The 20,832-nt window shown below is 69.6% G+C and carries 17 protein-coding genes; 3 read left to right on the plus strand and 14 right to left on the minus strand.

Annotation, left to right across the window (positions count from 1 at the left end):
• Window positions 1–2: 2 nt before the first annotated feature.
• The 3 genes from uvrA to HF323_RS11325 all read right to left on the minus strand — a co-directional run bounded on the left by uvrA (window position 3) and on the right by HF323_RS11325 (window position 6,023).
• On the minus strand, window positions 3–2,903 hold the full coding sequence (gene uvrA / locus HF323_RS11315; RefSeq protein WP_169582665.1) for an excinuclease ABC subunit UvrA: 2,901 nt from the start codon (window positions 2,901–2,903) through the stop codon (window positions 3–5).
• A gap of 129 nt (window positions 2,904–3,032) precedes the next feature.
• A complete protein-coding gene (locus HF323_RS11320) occupies window positions 3,033–5,444 on the minus strand; it encodes a 5'-nucleotidase C-terminal domain-containing protein (RefSeq protein WP_223169315.1) in 2,412 nt (803 codons plus the stop codon).
• Window positions 5,445–5,576: 132 nt separating this feature from the next.
• The gene (locus tag HF323_RS11325; RefSeq protein WP_169582666.1) at window positions 5,577–6,023 is read right to left on the minus strand and encodes a MarR family transcriptional regulator; all 447 of its coding nucleotides are present in this window, start codon (window positions 6,021–6,023) and stop codon (window positions 5,577–5,579) included.
• A gap of 42 nt (window positions 6,024–6,065) precedes the next feature.
• Between HF323_RS11325 and HF323_RS11330 the strand changes: the two genes are divergently transcribed.
• Window positions 6,066–6,323 (plus strand): hypothetical protein, encoded by a 258-nt coding sequence (locus HF323_RS11330; RefSeq protein WP_169582667.1) that lies wholly within the window; start codon window positions 6,066–6,068, stop codon window positions 6,321–6,323.
• A gap of 73 nt (window positions 6,324–6,396) precedes the next feature.
• On the opposite strand, the gene uvrB is transcribed toward HF323_RS11330, so the two are convergent.
• The 3 genes from uvrB to coaE all read right to left on the minus strand — a co-directional run bounded on the left by uvrB (window position 6,397) and on the right by coaE (window position 9,881).
• A complete protein-coding gene (gene uvrB, locus HF323_RS11335; RefSeq protein WP_169582668.1) occupies window positions 6,397–8,475 on the minus strand; it encodes an excinuclease ABC subunit UvrB in 2,079 nt (692 codons plus the stop codon).
• A 113-nt stretch (window positions 8,476–8,588) separates the two neighbouring features.
• Window positions 8,589–9,218, minus strand: a complete 630-nt coding sequence (locus HF323_RS11340) for a hypothetical protein (protein ID WP_169582669.1) — start codon at window positions 9,216–9,218, stop codon at window positions 8,589–8,591.
• A 48-nt stretch (window positions 9,219–9,266) separates the two neighbouring features.
• A complete protein-coding gene (gene coaE, locus HF323_RS11345; RefSeq protein WP_169582670.1) occupies window positions 9,267–9,881 on the minus strand; it encodes a dephospho-CoA kinase in 615 nt (204 codons plus the stop codon).
• 496 nt (window positions 9,882–10,377) lie between these two features.
• Between coaE and HF323_RS11350 the strand changes: the two genes are divergently transcribed.
• Window positions 10,378–11,172 (plus strand): response regulator transcription factor, encoded by a 795-nt coding sequence (locus HF323_RS11350; RefSeq protein ID WP_188241701.1) that lies wholly within the window; start codon window positions 10,378–10,380, stop codon window positions 11,170–11,172.
• 27 nt (window positions 11,173–11,199) lie between these two features.
• On the opposite strand, the gene HF323_RS11355 is transcribed toward HF323_RS11350, so the two are convergent.
• From HF323_RS11355 to HF323_RS11380, 6 genes are all read right to left on the minus strand, one after another.
• Entirely contained in the window at window positions 11,200–12,366 is a 1,167-nt protein-coding gene (locus HF323_RS11355; RefSeq protein WP_169582671.1) for a hypothetical protein, read from the minus strand.
• Window positions 12,363–14,045: an ATP-binding protein gene (locus HF323_RS11360; protein ID WP_169582672.1), complete on the minus strand. Its 1,683-nt coding sequence runs from the start codon at window positions 14,043–14,045 to the stop codon at window positions 12,363–12,365. The genes HF323_RS11355 and HF323_RS11360 overlap by 4 nt, the downstream gene beginning before the upstream one ends.
• A 53-nt stretch (window positions 14,046–14,098) precedes the next feature.
• Complete coding sequence (locus HF323_RS11365) at window positions 14,099–14,782, minus strand: hypothetical protein (RefSeq protein ID WP_169582673.1); 684 nt, start codon at window positions 14,780–14,782, stop codon at window positions 14,099–14,101.
• Between the two features lie 90 nt (window positions 14,783–14,872).
• Window positions 14,873–15,424, minus strand: a complete 552-nt coding sequence (locus HF323_RS15735) for a GIY-YIG nuclease family protein (protein WP_317451057.1) — start codon at window positions 15,422–15,424, stop codon at window positions 14,873–14,875.
• Window positions 15,425–15,546: 122 nt separating this feature from the next.
• Window positions 15,547–16,995 (minus strand): 30S ribosomal protein S1, encoded by a 1,449-nt coding sequence (rpsA, locus tag HF323_RS11375; RefSeq protein ID WP_169582674.1) that lies wholly within the window; start codon window positions 16,993–16,995, stop codon window positions 15,547–15,549.
• A 233-nt stretch (window positions 16,996–17,228) separates the two neighbouring features.
• The gene (locus tag HF323_RS11380; protein WP_169582675.1) at window positions 17,229–18,278 is read right to left on the minus strand and encodes a zinc-dependent alcohol dehydrogenase family protein; all 1,050 of its coding nucleotides are present in this window, start codon (window positions 18,276–18,278) and stop codon (window positions 17,229–17,231) included.
• Window positions 18,279–18,343: 65 nt separating this feature from the next.
• Here HF323_RS11380 and HF323_RS11385 point away from each other — a divergent pair, with 65 nt between their 5' ends.
• Window positions 18,344–18,553: a DUF1653 domain-containing protein gene (locus HF323_RS11385; RefSeq protein ID WP_169582676.1), complete on the plus strand. Its 210-nt coding sequence runs from the start codon at window positions 18,344–18,346 to the stop codon at window positions 18,551–18,553.
• 49 nt (window positions 18,554–18,602) lie between these two features.
• Here the strand turns inward: HF323_RS11385 and HF323_RS11390 are convergent, their stop codons facing one another.
• Together HF323_RS11390 and HF323_RS11395 are read right to left on the minus strand one after the other, a co-directional pair.
• The gene (locus HF323_RS11390; protein ID WP_169582677.1) at window positions 18,603–19,247 is read right to left on the minus strand and encodes an SDR family oxidoreductase; all 645 of its coding nucleotides are present in this window, start codon (window positions 19,245–19,247) and stop codon (window positions 18,603–18,605) included.
• Window positions 19,248–19,324: 77 nt separating this feature from the next.
• Window positions 19,325–20,770, minus strand: coding sequence for an amino acid permease (locus HF323_RS11395; RefSeq protein ID WP_169582678.1), 1,446 nt, complete (start codon window positions 20,768–20,770; stop codon window positions 19,325–19,327).
• Window positions 20,771–20,832: the final 62 nt, after the last annotated feature.

Consider the following 20,832-nt stretch of genomic DNA (forward strand, 5'->3'; position numbering starts at 1 on the left):
GCTCAGCCGGCCTTGCGGACCGCCTGCGATCCGCCGAGGACCTCGGCGAGGAACGCGCCGGTGTGGCTCCCCTCGACCCGCGCGACCTGTTCGGGCGTACCCGTCGCGATGATCTCGCCACCCCCCGAGCCGCCCTCGGGACCGAGATCGATGATCCAGTCGGCGTTCTTGATGACGTCCAGGTTGTGCTCGATCACGATCACGGAGTTGCCCTTGTCGACGAGGCCGTTGAGCACCTCGAGAAGGCGCCGGACGTCTTCGAAATGCAAGCCCGTGGTCGGCTCGTCCAGCACGTAGATCGAGCGTCCGTTGGACCGGCGCTGCAGCTCGGTCGCAAGCTTCACGCGCTGCGCCTCGCCGCCGGAGAGGGTCGTCGCTGACTGCCCGAGCCGCACATAGCCCAGACCGACGTCGACCAGCGTGCGCAGGTAGCGGTGGATCGCCTGGATCGGCTCGAAGAACTCGGCCGCCTCGGAGATCGGCATCTCGAGCACCTCGGCGATGTTCTTGCCCTTGTAGTGCACGGCGAGGGTGTCGCGGTTGTACCGCTTGCCGTGGCACACCTCGCAGTCCACGTACACATCGGGAAGGAAGTTCATCTCGATCTTGATCGTGCCGTCGCCCGAGCACGCCTCGCAGCGGCCGCCCTTGACGTTGAAGCTGAACCGGCCGGGCTGGTAGCCGCGCGCCTTCGCCTCGGGCGTCTCGCTGAACAGGGTGCGGATGCGGTCGAAGACCCCGGTGTACGTCGCCGGATTCGATCGCGGCGTGCGCCCGATCGGACCCTGGTCGACGTGGACGACCTTGTCGAGATCCTCGGTCCCGGTGATGCGCGTATGCTTGCCCGCCACCCGTCGCGCCCCGTTGAGGCGTGTCGCCAGCACCTCGTAGAGGATGTCGTTGACGAGCGACGACTTGCCCGAGCCGCTCACCCCCGTGACCGCGGTGAGGACGCCGAGGGGGAACTCTACGGTCACGTTCTTGAGGTTGTTCTCGCGAGCCCCGACGACCGTCAGCTTGCGGCCCTTGTCGATCTTGCGCCGCTTCTTCGGCGTGGGGATCTCGCGGCGGCCGGCGAGGTAGTCGCCGGTGATCGAGTCCCCCTCGGCGAGAAGCTGATCGAGCGGCCCGGAGTGCACGACGGCGCCACCGTCGACACCGGCGCGCGGGCCGATGTCGACGATCCAGTCGGCCGCATGGATGGTCTCCTCGTCGTGCTCGACCACGATGAGGGTGTTGCCGAGGTCGCGGAGCGTCAGCAGCGTCTCGATGAGGCGGCGGTTGTCACGCTGATGGAGGCCGATCGACGGCTCGTCGAGCACATAGAGCACGCCGGTCAGGCCGGAGCCGATCTGGGTCGCCAGGCGGATGCGCTGCGCCTCGCCGCCCGACAGCGACCCGGCGGAACGGCTGAGGTTCAGGTAGGTGAGGCCCACCTGGATGAGGAAGTCCAGTCGCAGGCGGATCTCGCGCAGCACCTGCGCACCGATCTTCGCTTCGCGGTCGGTGAGCTGGAGCCCGGCGAAGAACTTCTGCGCGTCGGCGAGACTCAGGCGCGAGGCATCCGCGATGGAGTGGCCGTGCACGAGCACCGCCAGCACCTCCGGCTTGAGGCGCGCCCCGTCGCACACCGGGCAGGGCACTTCGCGCAGGAACTCCGCCCACCGCTGGCGCTGCGTGTCGGTCTCGGCCTGGAGGTACTGTCGCTCGATGTAGGGGACCACGCCCTCGAAGCCCGAGGAGTACCGCATCTCGCGGCCGTAGCGGTTCTTCCACTTGACCGTGACCTTGTAGTTCTCGCCCCGGAGCACGGCCTCGCGCACCTCGGTCCGCAGCATCCGCCACGGTGTGTCGAGCGAGAAGTCGAGATCGCGCGCGAGCCCCTCGAGCAGGCGCTCGTAGTACTGGAAGAGGCCCTTGCCCTGTGTCGTCCACGGGATCAGCACGCCCTCGCGGATCGAGAGCTCCTCGTCGCCGATCATCAGCTCGACGTCGACCGACATGCGGGTGCCGAGCCCTGAGCAGGCGGGGCAGGCACCGAACGGGGCGTTGAACGAGAACGTGCGCGGCTCGATCTCGGTGAGCTGAAGCGGGTGCCCGTTCGGACAAGCGAGCTTCTCGGAGAACGACTGCCAGGCCTCGTCGCCCTCCGCGTCGACGAAGTTGACCTGGATGATGCCCCCCGCCAGGCTGAGCGCCGTCTCGACGGAATCGGTGACGCGGCCCAGGATGTCGGGGGCGGCGACCAGGCGGTCGACGACGACCGCGATGTCGTGCTTGTAGCTCTTCTTGAGTGTCGGCGGTTCGGCGAGCTGGACGAGCTCGCCGTCGACCACGGCGCGGGCGTAGCCCTTCGCCGAGAGCTCCTTGAAGAGGTCGACGAACTCGCCCTTCTTCTGGGTCACGACGGGGGCGACGATCTGGTAGCGCGTGCGCTCGGGAAGCTCCATGAGCTGGTCGGCGATCTGCTGGACCGTCTGGCGCTGGATGACCTCGCCGCACTCCGGGCAGTGGGGCACGCCGATGCGCGCCCACAGCAGTCGCATGTAGTCGTGGATCTCGGTGATGGTGCCGACCGTCGACCGCGGGTTGCGGTTCGTCGACTTCTGGTCGATCGACACCGCGGGACTGAGCCCCTCGATGAAGTCCACGTCGGGACGGTCGACCTGACCGAGGAACTGACGCGCATAGGCGCTCAGCGATTCGACGTAGCGACGCTGCCCCTCGGCGAAGATCGTGTCGAACGCGAGGCTCGACTTTCCCGAGCCCGACAGCCCCGTGAAGACGACGAGCGAGTCGCGCGGGATGTCGAGGTCGACGTTCTTGAGATTGTGTACGCGAGCACCGCGGACGCTGAGTTTTCCGCTGGTGTTTCCGGGCACGGCGACGGGGACGATGGGCACCAGACAAGTGTAGGCGGGGCCTCCGACATCGGCTCCGAGGGCGATTGCTTCCCGGCTTCCTGCCAGCCCAGGCGACGGATGCCGCGGGGCACACGGCCCCGCGGCATCCGTCCGTCGATCAACCGTGCGTCACTTGACGACCACGGTCACCGGCGCGCTCTGCGACGGCTTCACCGTGTCGCTGCCCTCGTACTGGACCCAGAGCGAATGCGTGCCCTTGGCCAGCGTGGGGAGCTTGATCTTGACCACGCCCGCGCTCGACGGCGTGATGGTCGCGGTCGCGATCGCGACGTCGCCGTCGTAGATCGTGACATCGCCCGCCACCGTCGCGCCGAACTGCGCGGTCACCGTCGTCGTGTACTGGATGACCCCGTTGCCCTTCGAGTTGGCCAGCACCTTGTTGGGCATGCCGACCGTCGTGCTGTCGGCGCGGTCGATCGCCACCGGGACGGTGATCTCGGTTCCCGTGCTCGCACCGGTGAGGGTGAGCTCGACGCGTCCGCCCAGCGGCACGTCCGCCGGGAGCGTCACGGCCACGCTGGCGGTGCCGAGGTTGTCGTACGGATCGGTTCCGAGGATGGTCGTCACGGGCGCCGTGCCGAGCACCTCGCCATCGAGCGAGACCACGATCTCGTTGTCCTTGACGTCCGCGGCCGTCGACATCGACCACGACTTCACGTCGAACGCAACGGTGGCGCCCGGGTCGTACGCCGTCGGCGCGGCGGCCGGGAAGCTCACCTCGACGGCGCGCTGCGCGTAGTCGACCGGGAGCGGCGTGGTCGCGGCGAAGGCGGCCATGTAGTCCACCATCGCGGCGAGGTCCACCTTGCCGGTGTCGCGCTTGTTCGTGCCGTTGCCCAGTTCGCGGAAGTTGTCGCCGCCTGTCGCGAGGAACGAGTTCACCGTCACCGAGTAGGTCGACGCGAGATCGATCGGCTCGCCGTTCAGCCACATGCCGGTGACGGTCCCCTTCGGCGCGGTATACTCCTTCGCCTCGTTGTCGCTCGTCGCGGGATTGTCGCGCTGCGTCTCGGTGACCATCTTCTGGACGTAGGTGTACTCGAACCCGTCGGAGACGCCCATGCGCAGGAACGGCCGCGTGGGCAGTCCGTTGAACGCGTCACGCTGCCACTGCTGCTCCAGGACGGTCTTGATCTGGGCGCCCGTCAGTCGCATGTTGACCAGCGTGTTCGCGAAGGACTGCACCCCGGCGGCCTGCTTGTACGTGAGCGTGCGCGGGTACGAGCCGTCGCCCGGGTTGGTGCCCGTCATGTCGGCGCGCAGACCGCCCGGGTTCATGAACGCGATCTGGGCTCCACCCGACTCGGGCTTCTCGGTCGCCCACCGCTGCACCTCGGCGACGAGGTTCCCGATCGTCGACTCGCCGCCCCGGTTCTCGTTCGGAAGGCCGGTGGTCGGGTTGGTGGTGCTCAGCTGCGCCCGGTTGAAGGCTCCCGCGATCTTGCCGAGCGGCTTCGCTCCCTCGACGTCGGCCGCGTTCTTCGCGGCGAGCACGAGAGCTGCCACCTCGGCGTCGGCCGGGAACGCGGCGATGCCCAGGAGGTTCTGCGCCTTGGCCTTCACGGCGCCCGTCTCGCTGTCGACGGTGAAGAGCAGCTGGTTGAGGTTCGTGCCGTACTGGCCGGCCGAGACGACGGGGCGCTCGGTGACGGCGCGCCCCTCCGAGACCCACTGCGGCACGGGGAAGGAGCAGTTGTACGCGAGGTGGGTGTGGCCGGAGACGATGGCGTCGACGTCCGCCGACACGTTGTTGATGATGTCCGCCCACCTCCCCGAGTCACGCATGGTGAGGCAGTTGGTCGACGGTGCGCCCTCGTGGACGAGCATCACGACGATATCGGCGCCGTTGTCGACGAGGTCGGCCGCCTCGGCGTTGACCGAATCGACGATGCCCCTCACCTCGATGTCAGCGATGCCGCCCGGGCTGACCAGGGCGGGGAGCTCCTCGGTGACCGCGCCGACGAAGCCGACCTGCACGCCGCCCATGTCCTTGATCCACGTGGCGGGGACGGCATCGTCGCCCGTCGCCTTCATCTTGAGGTTCGCGGCGATGTATTCCCACTCGGCACCGCCATACGGGTTGGTGACGGCGTCGTAGGGGGCCATGACCCGATTGATCAGGTCGTCGTACCCGGCGTCGAGCTCGTGGTTTCCGACGGCCGAGACCTCGAGACCCGCCGCGTTGAGCGCGTCGATCGTGGGCTTGTCGTGCTGGATGAACGACTCGAACGTCGAGGCTCCGATGAGATCGCCCGCGGCGGCGAACACCGTGTTCGGGTTCGCGGCGCGCAGCTGATCGACCGCCCCCGCCATCTTCGCGGCGCCGGCCTGGGCGCCCTCGTCGAGGATGCGACCGTGGAAGTCGTTGGTCGCGAGGATCTGGATCTGGGTGTCGGCCGCGTGGGCCGCGGGGCTGGCGACGAGCAGCCCGGCGCCGAGCGCGACGATGGTGGCGGTGGCGCCCGTCGCGATCCTGCGTCGTGTCGGAGTGCCGTGGTCGGGGTGTGACCGCATTCGCATGGTGGTTCCTGTTCTGGACGGATGAGCAGCCCCGGGCGTCGGGCTCGCTGTCGGGTCCAGACGGGGCTTCAGACGAAGCCTAGGAAATGCCTCGAAGTCTGCCTAGGGGATGAGAGGAACTTCATGTATCGGTCACGCAACGCTTGTGTTGCGCCCACCGGCGAACCTGCCGAGGCTGTCGCGCAGCGCAGCGAGCTGCCCGGCATCCATCCCCGTCCGCTCCATCACCTTCGCCGGCACCTCGAGCGCGCGGCCGCGCAGCCCTCTGCCGGCATCGGTGAGGTCGATCTCGAGAACGCGCTCATCGGAGACGCTGCGGGACTTGGCGACGAGTCCCTGCCCCTGCAGCCTCTTCACGAGGGGCGAGAGCGTCGCGGGCTCGAGCGCCAACTCGTCGGCGAGTTCGCGGAGCGAGCGAGGCGCCCGCTCCCACAGCGCCAGCATCACGAGGTACTGCGGGTGGGTGAGGCCGAGCGGCTCGAGGATCGGACGATAAATCGACACGACGTTCCGTGCGGCGGTCACCAGCGCGAAGCACACCTGGTTGTCGAGCTTGAGCAGATCGTCCGGGGATTCCACAGGTCGAGTCTATCGATCCCTCATCATTAGTACACTAATGATATGAGCGAGCCTTCTTCGTCCGAGCCCCGCGACCGCCTGCCCCTGCGCGAGCGAGTGCGTCAGGCCGGCGGCTGGTACGCGTTCGTCAACGCCAACCTGATCCGCGCTGCGGGTCCGGCGGCGGTGGGACCGTACGAGACGACTCCCCCGCCTACCCCGGCCGAACGCGCTGAGCGGGCCTGTCCGCTGTGCGGTGCGCCGATCTCGCAGCACACGTTCGACCGGTCGGGCCCGAAGCCGCTCATGCACTGCCCGTGAGCTCCAGGCGCTGCCGGCCACCGGCAGGCGCGCGCTTCTTCGTCGTGCGAGGTCGCGCTCCGGCGCGGACAGATCAAGCGTGCCCGGCCCGCTCCATCGCCCGCAGCTCCTTCTTGAGGTCTTGGACTTCGTCGCGCAAGCGGGCGGCCAGCTCGAACTTGAGCTCGCCCGCTGCGGCGAGCATCTGGTCGCTGAGGTCGGCGATCGTGGCCTCCAGCTGGGTCGCGCCCTCGGCCGCGATCCCCTCCCGCCGTAGCTGCGGCGTCGGCGACTTTCCCTTGCCCGACTTGAGCCGGGAGTCCTTGCGAGAGAGCATCGCCTTGGTATCGGATGCCTCACGCGCGAGCACTTCGGTGATGTCGGCGATGCGCTTGCGCAGGGGCTGCGGGTCGATGCCGTTCTCGAGGTTGTAGGCGATCTGCTTGTCGCGACGGCGATCGGTCTCTTCGATCGCGTTGCGCATCGAGTCGGTCACGGTGTCGGCGTACATGTGAACTTCGCCGGAGACGTTTCGCGCCGCGCGGCCGATCGTCTGGATGAGCGACGTGCCGCTGCGGAGGAAGCCCTCCTTGTCGGCGTCGAGGATCGACACCAGAGAGACTTCGGGCAGATCGAGCCCCTCGCGGAGAAGGTTGATGCCGACCAGAACGTCGTAGACGCCGGCTCGGAGCTCGCTCAGCAGCTCGACGCGACGGAGCGTGTCGACATCGGAATGCAGGTACCGCACGCGCACGCCGTGCTCTCCGAGGAAGTCGGTGAGCTCCTCGGCCATCTTCTTCGTCAGCGTGGTGACGAGCACGCGCTCATCCCGGGAGGCGCGGATCCGGATCTCTTCGAGCAGATCGTCGATCTGGCCCTTCGAGGGCTTGACGATGATCTGCGGGTCGACGAGACCCGTCGGGCGGATGATCTGCTCGACCACGCCGTCGGCGATGCCCATCTCGTACCGACCAGGGGTCGCCGAGAGGTACACCGTCTGTCCGACCCGCTCCTTGAACTCGTCGAACCTCAGCGGCCGGTTGTCCAGCGCGCTGGGCAGGCGGAAGCCGTGCTCGACGAGGGTGCGCTTGCGCGAGGCATCCCCCTCGTACATCGCGCCGATCTGCGGGACCGTCACGTGCGACTCGTCGATCACCATGAGGAAGTCATCGGGGAAGAAGTCGAGGAGCGTGTGGGGAGGCTCACCGGGCATGCGCCCGTCGAGATGACGCGAATAGTTCTCGATGCCCGAGCAGAAGCCGAGCTGCTGCAGCATCTCGAGGTCGAAGGTCGTGCGCATGCGCAGGCGCTGCGCCTCGAGGAGCTTGTTCTGCGACTCGAGCTCTTTCAGGCGGTGCTCGAGCTCGTGCTCGATCGTGCCGATGGCCCGCTGCACCGTCTCTGTGCCCGCGGCGTAGTGCGTCGCGGGGAAGATCGGCACCGCGTCGAGCCGCTGCACGACGTCGCCGGTGAGGGGGTGCAGCATGTACAGCGCCTCGATCTCGTCACCGAACATCTCGACGCGGATCGCGTACTCCTCGTAGACCGGGATGATCTCGATCGTGTCTCCGCGGACGCGGAAATTGCCGCGCGAGAAGTCGACGTCGTTGCGGTTGTACTGCATCGCGATGAACTTGCGGATGAGGGCGTCGCGGTCGTAGCGCTCGCCCACCTGCAGCGCCACCATCGCGCGGAGGTACTCCTCGGGAGACCCGAGGCCGTAGATGCACGAGACCGTGCTCACCACGATGACGTCACGACGGCTCAGGAGCGAGTTCGTGGTGGAGTGACGCAGGCGCTCGACCTCGGCGTTGATCGAGGAGTCCTTCTCGATGAAGGTGTCTGTCTGCGGGACGTAGGCCTCGGGCTGGTAGTAGTCGTAATAGCTGACGAAGTACTCGACCGCGTTGTGGGGCATGAGCTCGCGGAACTCGTTCGCCAGCTGCGCGGCCAGCGTCTTGTTGTGCGCCAGGACGAGCGTGGGACGCTGCACCGCCTCGACGAGCCATGCCGTCGTGGCGGACTTGCCGGTGCCGGTGGCGCCGAGGAGCACCACGTCGGTCTCGCCGGCGTTGATGCGCGCGGCGAGCTCGGCGATCGCCTGCGGCTGGTCGCCGGACGGCGAGTACTCGCTGACGACCTCGAAGGGGCGGACGGATCGGGTGGCTTGCACCCTTCCAGCGTAGGCCGGGCCTCCGACACCGGGGCGGCCGTTCGCGCCGGGCGGACCCGCCGTCGTGGCCGCAGGCGTCGGCCCAGCCTTGGACCGGCTCCGGGGAACTCGAGTCAGCCCCCGCCGCCCCCGTCGCCGCCGAAGCCGCCGCCGAAGCCGCCGCCGTCGAATCCGCCGCCGAAGCCGCCGCCGCCGTCGAACCCCCCGCCGAAGCCGCCGCCGTCGAAGCCGCCGCCCGAACCGGGGTCGTACGTGTCGCCGATCCAGGTCGGCGAGGTATCGAGCATGAGCGAGCCGGCACCCGCAGAGAAGTACGTCGCGACAGCTGCCGACAGCAGGAAGTTCTGCGTCACGAGCGCGGCCGCGCCGCTGCTGAGCACGAGCTGCCGCGGGTCGACGAGGTCGCGCGGGTCGGCCTCGTCCGTCATCGTGGCGGCGCTGCGGCGGTCCGCACCGCCCTCCTCGCGCTCCGCTCGGCGCTCTTCCGCGCGCCGGAAGAGCTTGGCGATCACCGTGGGATCGTCGGTCGAGGCATCCCGCTCCGCGTCGGACAGGAACGGCCGAAGCTGCTCGAACATCTCGCGGCGCCGCTCGGCCGGAAGGTCCTTGAAGGCCGACGCGTGCGCGCTCTCGATCACCGAGGCCGGCAGCGTGTTCAGCAGGTACACGTAGCGCCCCATGCGCTCCTCGTCAGAGATGCCCGTCACGCGCCTCCGACGCACGAACTTCGAGAGCCAGCCCATCGTGCACCTCCTTCGTGCGCTCAGGCTACCCGCGACCGGTGACGCGGACTAGGTGCGCGCGGCGATCCGCTCGGGCATCGTCGCCCACAGCTCGTCGACCTGCCGGAGCGTGTCGTCGAGGGAGCCACCGGTCTCGATCACGACGTCGGCGACCGCCAGCCGGGCGTCGTCGGAGACCTGCGAGGCCAGGCGCGCCGAGGCATCCGCTTCACTCAATCCGCGAAGCTCGACGAGGCGCCGTCTCCGCACCGATTCCGGCGCGTGAGCCACGACGATGAGCTCCCAGGGATCGTCGACGCGTGCCTCGACGAGCAGCGGCACGTCGTAGACGACCACCGCCGAGGGATCGGCGGCCAACGCGGCCGCGAAGCGGCGGGCGGACTCGGCGCGCACCGCGGGATGGACGATCGCGTTGAGTCGCGCGATCGCGTCGGGGTCGCCGAACACCCGAGCGCCCAGGCGAGCACGGTCGAGCGATCCGTCGGCGGAGACGACATCGCTGCCGAAAGCGGTGGCGATGGCCGCCAGCACCGGGGACCCGGGCTGCTGGACGTCCCGCACGATCTGGTCGGCGTCGACCACGACGGCGCCGTGCTCGGCGAGGCGGCGGGCGATCGTGGACTTGCCGGAGGCGATGCCACCGGTGAGTGCGACGAGAGGCATGCATCGAGGATGCCACGCCCGCCGCCAGCCGGGGCATCGAACCCTTGGGTGCTCCTGAGGTCGCACTGAGGGTGGCTTGAGGGCACGCGAGTACGGTCGGGTCAACCCGAAAGTACGCGGGTCTGCAAAAGGAAACAGCTGGGGGTGATGGGGACGTGAGCCGACGTGACTCTGTGACGTCGGTCGCATGCCCATTCCCCTTCTCCGACACCGCCGCAGGGCGGAGCGCAGATGTCCGTATCCGGTACGGCGGGGAGGCGGTCGTGGGGGCGACCGCCTCCCCTCACCGCACCGCAGGGGCACGCGCAGAGCGACGTGGGGGGGTTCATGTCGCTCTGTCAGCGGCCTCACGCTCCGGCGGGGCCGGCGCACCCGATCCTCGTGATCCGGGTCGCCGCCCCGCCGGGGCAGCCCTCGCTGTGCCGACACGTTCCCGGCAGGACACGCCGTGACGTCCGAGCCCGCCCGCCTCTTCCAGAACGCGTTCTGGGATATCATGACCGACATCCAGGAACCGGCTTTCCCCATGCCGGCGCCGGAGGGTGAGTCGGTGGAAGAAGCGCGCGTAGCCGTCGTTATCGAGGACGAGGAAGACATCCGGTCCCTCCTCTCTGCGGTGCTCTCCCAGGCCGGCTTCGAGGTTCACGGAGCCCCGGACGGATACGTCGGCCTCGACCTCGTGCGCGAACACCAGCCACTCGTGACGACCCTGGACGTCAACATGCCCGGCATGGACGGTTTCGAGACCGCCAAGCGCATCCGGGCCGTCAGCGCGACGTACATCGTCATGCTCAGCGCCAGGACCGAGGAGATCGACGCACTGCAGGGCCTGGAGGCCGGGGCCGACGACTACGTCGCAAAGCCGTTCCGCCCCCGCGAGCTGCGCGCACGCATCGACGCGATGCTGCGCCGCCCCCGCCAGCACGTCGCAGCGGTGGCGCCCGCCGAGGCATCCGAACCATCGGGTGCGTGGCTCGAGCACCAGGGCCTGCGCCTCAACCCGGAGATGCGCATCGTCACGGTCGACGGCGAAGACCTCGAGCTCACCCGGAGCGAGTTCGACATCCTCGCCGATCTGCTCGCGGCTGGTCGGCGCGTGCGCGGCAAGTCGGACCTCGCCCTCATGCTGCGCGGCGAGCAGTTCACCGGGGTCGAGTTCGTCAGCGACAGCGACGCCCGCGCCATCGAGGTGCATGTCGCCAATCTCCGGCGCAAGCTCGGCGAGTCCCCCACGAGCCCCCGATGGATCGAGACGGTCCGCGGCGTCGGGTACCGTCTCACCGCGTCCTGAGAGGCGGGACGTCAGGGGCGGATGCCTCTACTCGGCCTCCGCCATCAGCACCGACGTCTCGACGCTCGACGACGCGCGGCTGGCCGTCTCACGGGCGACCCTCATGAGCGCCTCTGGTTCGTAGCCGACCGCCTCGCTCAGCGCGATGCCCACGCCGACGACAGGGATGACGCCCCCGCCGACCTTCCCGAGATCGTCGAACAACCCGCGGTAGATCGCACCGGCCTGCCGCCTGGCCTCGATCGCGGTGTCGAGCACGGCGCCGACGAAGAGCCCGGTCTCGCCGTCCTCGGCCACCAGTGCGTTGGTCGGCGCATGGCGACGGACGCCCGTGCGCCACGTGTCGGTCACCGAGCGGGCGACCTCGCTGCCGAACGCGGTCGAGATCTGCTCGAGATCGTCGATGCGCACAGCGGTGACGCCCACGATCTCGCCGCGCCAGGCCGCACGCTCGCACAGGTTCTCCAGTGCGTCGGCGAACGACTCGGCAGGCAGGATGCCGTCCTTGGGGACGCCGACCGCCGACCGCCGGAGATGGCCCCGCATGGGCGCCCGGGAGGCCCGCAGCACGGACGTGCTCACCACGGCCACGATCGTCAGCACCACGGTGAGGAAGCTGGTCGGGATCGTGCCGAACGCGTTCTGGAACAGCGGGCTGTCGGGACCCGACGTGAGGAACGCCGTGGTGCGGGACACGTAGTAGAGGGACTGGAAGCCGAGCACGGCGGCGAGGACCCACGCCGTGCGCGCCTCGCGCAGCGCGCCGCGCAGGCACTCGACAGCTCCGGCCGCCGCGAAGGCCAGCAGCCCGACGAACATCCAGACCGCGCCAGCCCAGTCGCCTCCATCCGGTCCCTCCACCGCGACGGCGACCGCCGCGGCGAGGACGCCTCCGGCCACGAGGGCGGCCGCCCAGTCCATGCGCCGGCCGTTGAAGACACGGCAGCCGAGCCACATGCAGCCGGTGCCCGCGACGAAGGCGCTGTTGCCGACCGCCACGGCCCACCACGCCCCGTCCGATTGGGACCACATCGTGTAGGCCAGCGTGGTCAGCATGGCGGCGAGGAAGCCGAGCGCCCAGATGCGCCCCGCTCCCTCGTCGCGGCGCAGCAGCGTCTCGACGATGAAGAGGATGCCGCTCACGTTGACGACCAGCGCCGTCATGATGACGACGCTCGTGAGATCGAGGGTCATGCGGCCGTTCCTTCCGGGGCGATGGCGGGGAGCTTGACGACGAAGGTGGAGCCCACGCCCGGCGAGCTGTGAAGTCCCAGCTCGCCGCCGTGCGCCCGCACGATGTCGCGAGTGATGGCGAGCCCGAGTCCCGTGCCGGAGCGACGCCGTGCACCCGCCTTGTAGAACCGCTGGAAGAGCCGCGATCGATCGCTCTCACTGATGCCGATCCCGGTGTCGCGCACCAGGATCCACGTGGATGTCCCGTCGGTCGTCGTGCCGAGGAACACCGTGCCGCCGTCCTTGTTGTACGCGATCGCGTTCGAGACGAGGTTGTCGACCACCTGGCGCAAGCGCACCGGGTCGCCCCACACCGGCGCGTCCTCGAGGCCGGTCGTGTCGATCTCCACCGCGCGCATCGTGGCGCGTGGGAGCAGGGCTTCGCCGGACGCGCGCACGATCTCCCGCGCGTCGAGGGCCTGGGGCGTCATGGAGGCCTCGATGGACGACGACGACGACGAGGAGGCCGCGAGGATGTCGGCGACGATCCGCAGGAGCCGTTCGGCGTTGCGCTCGGCGATGTCGAGGTTCGCACGCACGTGGTCGGGGATGCCGGGCTCCTCGATCGCCAGATCGAGGTACCCGAGGATCGAGGTCAGGGGGGTCCGCAGTTCGTGCGACACCGAGGCCACCAGTTCGTCGCGCGCCCGCAGCGCCTCGAGCTCGGAGGTCACGTCTCGCGAGATCACCACGGCCCCCGAATCGCCTCCGTCGGGGTCGAGCAGCCGTCGCGCGGTGATGCTGAGCGCTTTACGCGGACCGGGCTCCTCGCCGAACCACACCACCTGACTGTCGAACGCCTCGCCTCGGAGCGCCCTCTCGACGGGCAGCTCGTCGGGCGGAAGGCGTGTGACGCCGTCATCGCGGAATGCCACGACATCCTCGCCGTCGGCGCGCACCGCGCGCTGGAGCCGGCCATGGGCCTCATTGGTCACGGCCACCCGGCCGTCGGCCTCGACCCGGATGACCCCGAAGTCGACGGCGTCGAGGACCTCGGTGACGACCTGCTCCTGCCTCCGGGAGCTCTCCAGCACGCGCCGCAGGAGCTGCGCCTGCTTGGCCAGCAGGGTGCGCTGCGCGTCTGACCTCCGGGCGGTGAGATGGCTCGTCGCCGCAACCGCGAAGAGGACCAGCGGCAGCAGGAAGGTCGTGTAGGTCACCTCCTGCGCACTGGCCACCGTCAGCACCGTGATGATGGCGGCGATGGAGACGATCACCGCGAACAGACCCAGCAGTCCGAAGCCAGACGCCAGCCACGTCGTGGGGAAGATCCACAGCAGTCCCATCGCGGTGCCGGGCGCCGCGAGCTGCATGAGGGTGATCGCCGCGATGTCGACGGCCGGGACGAGGGCGACCCAGCCCCACGCGAACCGGTTCCACGGAATCACGAGGGTCGCGCCGGTCACGATCACGACCATCACGACGCCGGCGAAGAAGAGCACGGGATCGCCCGGGAACGGCCCGACGGCGACGAGCACCCCGAGCGCGAAGACGACCGAGGCCAGCAGCAGCTGATTCAGCGTGGCGGTGCGCTCGCGCGTGCGGTCCGCGAAATCGGGGCGCAGCCACGCGGCTCGCGCGCGCCCTTCCCGCCGGGCGCGCGGGACGGGGCGCCGCTCGTCATTCGTCGCGGCGACCATACGGTGACGCTAACGGATGCCGGCGCCTCCGCGCGCGGGGCGCGCACGGGTGATCAGAACCCGAAGTCGCCGCCGAAGTCGCCGCCGAATCCGCCGAAGTCCGCACCGGCGTCGCTCCCGCCCGCGTCACCGCCCCAGCCGGAGCCCGAATCGCCCCAGCCGTCGCCTGCTGCGGCCCCGTCGTCCGGGCCGGATTCGCCGCTCGCGCCCTCCGCGGAGCCGTCGTCGTAGCCCTGGTCGTACGCCATGGACGGCGCAAGGAACGCGCTCACGAGGGCCGACCCGATGACGTAGCCGGCGACGGTTCCGAGGATCGACGAGCCGACCATCGCCCCGAACGACGGACCGCCGCTCTGACGCTGCGGACCGAGTGTGCGCTCCATGAACCCGGGCTGCGTGTACTCGGCACGCGTGGCCGCGCGCGCCATCGCCCGGGGGTCGGCAGAACCGGGGCGCTCGGAATCCGGGAGGCTCGCCGACAGCTCGGCGAGCACCTGCTGACGCTGCGCGTCGGTGAGCTTGGCGAAGGCTTCGGCGTGGACCTGCTCGATCGTCTCCGGCGGTGCGGTTCGGAGGAGGTAGCGGTAGCGCTCGATCGCGAGCTCGTCCGGGCTGCGCGGGGGCTGTGCACCGGGACGGCCGGCCGCGGGCTGCGCGGGCCCGCCGTCGCCGTTCTGCGGAACCGGCGGCGTCTGCCGCTCGTCGTCGCTGCCGAAAAGGCGGTCCAGGAAACCCATGATCGTCCTCCGTCCGGTCGGGACTCCCGACGCTAGGCCCGGTTCCTTTGAGCGCGCTGTGGGCGGCTGGCCGCGGAGACGCCGGCGGCGTCATCCGCGCGCCGCGACGGCCTCGCTGACCCAGCGGGCGTAGAGCAGCCAGGGGTCCTCCACACCCGCGGATCGCTCCGCCACGTGCTGGCGAAGCGCCGGCGAGCTGTGGAACCACTCGGTCCCGGCGAATCGGTCAGCGGCGAACTGTGCGTGACGGCGGCGCTCGACGGCGCGGTCGCCGCGCTCGAAGGCCAGCACCTCGTCGTGCCAGATCGCCGCAAGACGCTGACGCGGGTTGGAGGTCGTGCCGATCTTGATGCGGTCCGCGTACCGCAGGTAGTACACGATGTCGACGCGCGGCGGCGGCAACTCGTCGTCGACGATGTCGCCGTGGCGCCATTCGCACACCGCGCAGAGCCATCCGGACGGATAGCGCACGCCGAGGCGAGACGCGCACACCGCACACGGTGAGGGCAGGGTGTCGGTCACGCCGTGGTGCCGCTGATCCCACTCGGATGCCACGGCGAGGTGCCACTCGCAGAGGGGCACCGGTGCGTCCGGCGGCACGGGGCCGCGGCATCCGCTCCCCACCACACAATCACCGGGCACACCGCGAGTGTACGAAGCGGCGCCGACATGCGAGAACCCGAAAGGGCCGGGACCCGAAGGTCCCGGCCCTTTCGACCGGATCTCGATGTGCGCGTGTGCGCTCCTCGATCACCGCGTGGCTATCAGCGGCCCGACAGCTTCTCACGCAGAGCGGCGAGAGCCTCGTCGTCGGCCAGCGTGCCCGCGGGGCCGCTGTCGGACGAGAAGGTCGACGCGCCGGTCTCGACCGGAGCAGCGGCCTCGGCCTCGAGCGCCTTCGCGACGACGGCCTTGTGCGCCTCCCAGCGACCCTGGGCAGCGGCGTACTCCTGCTCCCACTTCTCGCGCTGGGCGTCGAAGCCCTCGAGCCAGGCACCCGACTCGGGGTCGAAGCCCTCGGGGTACTTGTACTCGCCGTTCTCGTCGTACTCGGTGACCATGCCGTACAGCGCCGGGTCGAACTCGGTGCCGTTGGGGTCCACCGACTCGTTCGCCTGCTTGAGCGACAGCGAGATGCGGCGACGCTCGAGGTCGATGTCGATGATCTTGACGAAGACCTCTTCGCCGACCGACACGACCTGCTCGGCGAGCTCGACGTGCTTGCCCGACAGCTCCGAGATGTGCACGAGGCCCTCGATGCCGTCCGCGACGCGGACGAACGCACCGAACGGAACGAGCTTGGTGACCTTGCCCGGAGCGACCTGACCGATCGCGTGCGTGCGGGCGAAGACCTGCCACGGGTCCTCCTGCGTCGCCTTCAGCGACAGCGAGACGCGCTCGCGGTCCAGGTCGACCTCGAGGATCTCGACGGTGACCTCCTGGCCGACCTCGACGACCTCGGACGCGTGCTCGATGTGCTTCCACGAGAGCTCGGAGACGTGCACGAGACCGTCCACGCCGCCCAGGTCGACGAACGCACCGAAGTTGACGATCGACGAGACGACGCCCTTGCGGACCTGACCCTTGTGCAGGTTGTTGAGGAACGTGGTGCGCGACTCGGACTGCGTCTGCTCGAGCAGGGCGCGGCGCGACAGCACGACGTTGTTGCGGTTCTTGTCGAGCTCGAGGATCTTGGCCTCGATCTCCTGGCCGAGGTACGGCGTGAGGTCGCGGACGCGGCGCAGCTCGATGAGCGAAGCGGGGAGGAAGCCACGGAGTCCGATGTCGACGATGAGGCCACCCTTGACGACCTCGATCACAGAACCGGTGACGACACCGTCGTTCTCCTTGATCTTCTCGACGTCGCCCCACGCGCGCTCGTACTGGGCGCGCTTCTTCGACAGGATGAGGCGGCCTTCCTTGTCCTCCTTCTGGAGAACGAGCGCCTCGACGGCGTCGCCGACCTTGACGACCTCGTTGGGGTCGACGTCGTGCTTGATGGAGAGCTCGCGCGAGGGGATGACACCCTCGGTCTTGTAGCCGACGTCGAGGAGGACCTCGTCGCGGTCGATCTTCACGACGGTGCCTTCGATGAGGTCTCCGTCATTGAAGAACTTGAGGGTCTTCTCGACCGCTGCCAGGAAGTCCTCAGCAGATCCGATGTCGTTGATGGCGACCTGCTTGGTGGCCGGGGCGGTCGTTGCGGTAGTCATGTAGTGGGTTGTCCTTGTTGGGTTGGGGTGTCGGGCTCGGTCGCGGTTCCGGGTCGCGCGGGGCGAGCGGATGCCTCGGCCGAAGCGAAGCGGATTGTTTTCGTGCGATGTCACATGGCGGCCGGCGCAAGCCGGAGCCCAGGCGTGGCGAGACAGCCACACGCGTGACACTCCAGAGTATCAGAACGCGAGCCCCGTACGCGATGTTCCCGCACCGGCCTGACGCGCCGGAATCACGGGCGGAGCAGCACCTTCGTCGCCCGTCGCTCGTCCATCGCGGCATACGCCTCGGCGGCCTCGGTGAGCGGCAGTTCGAGGTCGAAGACGAGCCCGGGCCGGATGGCACCCGAGCGAACGTCGGGCAGCAGCTCCTCGATGTAGCCGCGCACCGGCGCGACACCGCCGGCGACGCCGACGTTCCGTCCGAACATCTGGCGGATCGGGAGCTCAGGGCCGCCGTTCGGCACACCGACGTACCCGACCATTCCGCCCGGGCGCGCGGAGCGCAGCGCCTGGTCCATCGACTCCTTCGTGCCCACGCACTCCAGGACGCGGTCCGCCCCGATGCCCTCGGTGAGCTCACGAACGCGGTTCACGCCGTCCTCGCCCCGCTCCTCGACGATGTGCGTGGCGCCGAACTCGCGGGCGAGGGCCTGCCGCTGCGGGTGCCGCGACATGGCGATGATCGTGGCGGCGCCGAGCCGCTTGGCGGCGATGATCGCGCAGAGGCCGACGGCGCCGTCGCCGACGACGGCCACCGCGTCGCCCGGGCGCACTCCCGCCGAGACGGCGGCGTGGTGGCCCGTGCCCATCACGTCGCTCAGCGTGAGAAGTCCCGGGATCTCGTCGGGCGAGACCGGGCCGGGGACGACCGCGAGCGTGCCGTCGGCGAGCGGAACGCGGACGCGCTCCCCCTGGCCGCCGTCGGCGAATCCGCCGAAGCGGTCATCGCTCCCCCACCATCCGCCGGTGAGGCAGGAGGTGCTGACGCCGTTGCGGCAGTTGATGCACGTGCCGTCGCACACGTAGAACGGAGCGATCACGAAGTCACCCTCCTTGACGACGCGCACCTCCGGCCCGACGCGCTCCACCACGCCGACGAACTCGTGGCCGATGCGATGCGGTTCCTCGGTGGGCGTGACCCCGCGATACGGCCACAGATCCGATCCGCACACGCACGCTGCGACCACGCGCACGATCGCGTCGGCGCCGGTGGACAGCTCGGGATCGGGGACTTCTTCGACACGGATGTCGCGGGCTGCATGGATGACGGTGGCAAGCATGCTCCGAGCCTAGGGCGGTCGGCAGGACGGCGGCGCGCCCTGCATCGGATTTGTAGTCTGGCCCCATGACGCTCGAGCCAGGAATGTATCGGCACTTCAAAGGCGGCCTGTACGAGGTGGTCGGGCTCGCCCGCCACAGTGAGACCGAGGAGCAGCTCGTCGTCTACCGCCCGCTCTCGGGAGACTCGGGCCTCTGGGTGCGTCCGCGGGAGATGTGGGACGAGCCGGTCGATCGCGATGGATACTCCGGCCCGCGGTTCGTGCGCGTCGATTGACCCGTCACGCCCCGGCGGGATGCGCTCGCTGATGCCCGTCGGCCGGTGATCAGCCGGCGACGGCGTGCCCGATGTGCTCGTCGCCGTTGCCGAACCGGATCGTGCGGCCGATCGTGGAGTCGTCCGCGATGACGGCGGCCACCACCGCGGCGACGTCGGCGCGCGACACCTCGCCGCGGCCCTCCGGATCGATCTCGATGCGGCCCGTCGGCGGGTCGAGCGTGAGCGTACCCGGCGCGACGATCGTCCAGTCGAGGTCGCTCGCCTCGAGGTGGGCGTCGGCCGCCCATTTCGCATCCGCGTACGTGAAGAACGACGAGTCGCGGTCGATGCCGTGGTCGGCCCGAGAGCCGATCCACGAGACCATGACGTACCGGTCGACGCCCGCCTGCACCCCCGCGTCCATCGAGCGGATCGCGGCGTCCCGGTCGACGGCGTACGTGCGGCGGGGGTCGCCCCCGCCCGCTCCGGCGGACCACACGACGACGTCGTTGCCGCTCAGGAGGTTCCGCAGCTGGTCGACGTCGAAGGCCTCGATGTCGGCGACGAGAGGCTGTGCGCCGGTCGCGGCGACGTCGGACTCGTGCTCGGGATTGCGGATGACGGCGGTCACGGTGTGCCCGGCAGCGGCCAGGATCGGTTCGAGCAGCAGGGCGACCTTGCCGTGTCCGCCGATGATGAGGATGCGCGCCATGGCTGGCTCCTTCCGTCGCTCGTCCACGCTAGCCCGGCACGGCGGCGTCACCCGGCCGCGCGCAGGGCGTGCCGTGGCTACCTGCTCGGCGGGGCCGTGCCGGCCGAGGCATCCGTCCCCGCGCTCTCGCGGGCGAGAAGGCTGTGGCGGCGCCCCCACAGCAGATAGTAGGCGAGCACCACGATGAGCCACACGGCGAACCAGGCGTACGTCTCCCAGCCGAGCCCGCTGATCAGATACAGGCACGCGAGGATCGCGAGCACCGGCGTGACCGGATAGCCGGGCACGCGGAAGGCGCGCGGCAGGTCAGGCTGCGTGCGGCGCAGCACCACGACCGCGATCGACACCACGATGAAGGCGACGAGCGTGCCCATCGACACCATGTCCCACAGATTCGACAGCGGGATCAATCCGGCCAGCAGAGCCACCGCGATCGCGGCGACCACGGTCGCGAAAACGGGGGTGTGCGTATGGGGCGCCACGCGGGCGAAGGGCTTCGGCAGGAGCCCGTCTCGGCCGATCGAGTAGAGGATGCGGCTCTGCCCGAAGAGCGTGACGAGCGTGACCGAGAAGATCGAGATCACCGCGCCGGCGGCGAGGACGGTCGCCGGCCACTGCGCGCCGAGCACATCGCCCAGGATGACGGCGAGGCCCGCGCTCTGCTGCTCGGGGTCCTCGAAGTCCTGCCACGGCTGCGCGCCGACGGAGGCGACCGCGAGGAAGAGGTAGACCGCCACGACGACGGCGAGGGCGATCATGATCGCCCTCGGCAGCGACCGCTGCGGATCACGCACCTCATCGCCCGCGGTGGAGACGGCGTCCAGGCCGATGAAGGTGAAGAAGATCGTTCCTGCGGCCGCCGTGATGCCGGCTGCGCCGTGGGGGGCGAAGTCGGCGAAGTGATCCGCCTGGAAGGCGGTGATCGCGATGGCGCCGAACATGACGAGGACGCCGACCTTGATGAGCACCATGATCGTGTTGACCGTCGCGGACTCCCGCGTACCGCGGATGAGCAGCAGTGCGCACAGGCCCACCAGCACGACCGACGGGAGGTTGATGATGCCGCCCTCGAGCGGGCCCACGGTAAGGGCGGTGGGGATGCTCCAGCCGAACAGGTCGCTCACGAGGCGATCGAGATAGCCGCTCCACCCCGATGCGACCGCGGCCGTCGAGACGCCGTACTCGAGCACGAGGCACGCGGCGACACCCATCGCCACGATCTCGCCGAGCGTTGCGTACGCGTAGGAGTAGGTGGAGCCCGACACCGGCACGGCCGAGGCCATCTCGGCGTAGCAGACGGCGGTCAGGCCCGCCGCGATGGCGGCGATGAGGAAGGCGAGGATGACTGCGGGACCGGCCAGCGGCACCGCCTCGTGCATGACGAAGAAGACGCCGGTGCCGATCGTGGCGCCGACACCCAGCATCGCGAGCTGGAAGGTTCCGATGCGCCGGGTGAGACCGCCTGGGGATTCGACAGGAGCCGTCACCGGCTTCCGGCGGAACAATTCGCCCGTGATGCTCATGCGAGGTCCTTCCGGCCGGCGCGTCGGCCGACTCGTCAGAACACGGTACCCGCTTGGCGCCG

Source organism: Microbacterium sp. MF43 (genome assembly GCF_012847295.1).
Lineage (GTDB): Bacteria > Actinomycetota > Actinomycetes > Actinomycetales > Microbacteriaceae > Microbacterium.